Genomic DNA, 1,594 nt, shown 5'->3' with positions numbered 1-1,594 from the left:
CTCAGCTTGTTATTTATGGTCCGGACTCGAACATCGAGTAGGACACCATCACTCACCTGGGCCTTTACCGGACAGGCGGACGGCCTCCGCATGAGCATGCGTTCTGTCACCGAACCGCACTCATACGAAGGCCGCAGGGGTGAGTCTGCTGCATCACAATGCTTGGCACGAGGCACTCGACTTCACGTCACACTTCCGGGAGGACTTCTACGCGTCCCTGACCCGGCGTGGTGACACTCTGTTCGAGCTCACGGACGCGATGCTCTGCGAGAACGGACCGGTGACCTCGCCGGTTGACCTGACGCTGCTGGCCGAACACCGGCGCGGGCACGGCGCGTTGTACGACGCGCTGAACTGCGGGCGTATCGACGTGGACGGGTTGCGGCACGCTCTGGCGATGCTGCCGCAGCCCAAGGCCGCCGACAACCGGATCGTCCTCGCGGTCGACGTGACCCACTGGCTGCGGCCCGACGCCCCGTGCAGCCCGGACCGGCTGTTCTGCCACGTCTACGGACGCAGCGGGCGCTCCAGCGACCAGCTCGTGCCCGGCTGGCCGTACTCGTTCGTGGCCGCCTTGGAGACCGGCCGCACCTCCTGGTGCCAACTCCTGGACGCGAGGCGGCTCGGCCCCGACGACGACGTCGCCGAGGTCACCGCGGCCCAGGTCCGCCGCGTGGTCACCGACCTGATCGACGCAGGCCAGTGGGAGCCCGGTGATCCGGACGTCCTGATCGTCCTCGACGCCGGCTACGACGCCCCGCGCCTGGCCCACCTCCTCGCGGGTCTGCCTGTCGAGGTTCTGGGCCGGATGCGTTCCGACCGTGTCATGCGACGCCCGCCGCCGCCCCGCACCCGCCGGGCCGGCCGCCCGACCCGGCACGGAGGAGTGTTCCGCTTCGCCGATCCGGACACCTGGGGCGCCCCGGACGTGGAAACCATGCAGGTCACCGACCGCTACGGCACCGCTCGGGCTGTGGCCTTCGACCGTCTCCATCCACATCTGACCACCCGCTGTGCATGGATCGACCACACCGGTGAGCTCCCCATCATCGAGGGCACCCAGATCCGCCTGGCGGTCGACAGACTGCCCAGCGGCCAGGACCCGCAGCCGGTCTGGCTGTGGTCCTCGAAGACCGGCATGACCGGTGAGGACGTCGATCTGCGCTGGCAGGCATTCCTCCGCCGCTTCGACATCGAGCACACCTTCCGCATGATCAAGCAGACGTTCGGCTGGACCCGCCCCAAGCTCCGCACCCCCGAGGCTGCGGACCGCTGGACGTGGCTCGTGATCGCGGCCCACACCCAGCTCAGGCTCCTCCGCGAAGCCGCCGCCGACCTTCGTCGCCCGTGGGAGAAGCGAACGGAGCCCGCCCGGCTCACCCCGGCCCGCGTCCGCCGGGGATTTCGCAACCTCCGCCCGCACCTGCACAGTCCTGCCCGTGCACCGAAACCCTCAACACCCGGGCCAGGCCGTCCAGTCGGCTCGAAGAACCGCCATCCCGCCACCCGCCACGATGTGGGCAAAACGACCAGACGCCCCGAGAGCATCACTGAACGCAATCGCCTTAAAGGCCACAAAGGTTAAATTTCAAGC

The 1,594-nt window shown here is 68.6% G+C and carries 1 protein-coding gene; it reads left to right on the top strand.

Going from position 1 to position 1,594, the window contains the following annotated elements; all coding sequences use genetic code 11:
* The first annotated feature begins 139 nt into the window (after positions 1–139).
* On the top strand, positions 140–1,585 hold the full coding sequence (locus C6N31_RS42125) for an NF041680 family putative transposase (protein WP_138359647.1): 1,446 nt from the start codon (positions 140–142) through the stop codon (positions 1,583–1,585).
* Positions 1,586–1,594 lie beyond the last annotated feature (9 nt).

The sequence above is a fragment of the Streptomyces fildesensis genome (assembly GCF_016107395.1).
Taxonomy (GTDB): domain Bacteria; phylum Actinomycetota; class Actinomycetes; order Streptomycetales; family Streptomycetaceae; genus Actinacidiphila; species Actinacidiphila fildesensis.
Note: the sequence above shows the minus strand (reverse complement) of the source record. Positions and strands in the feature narration are given on the sequence as shown.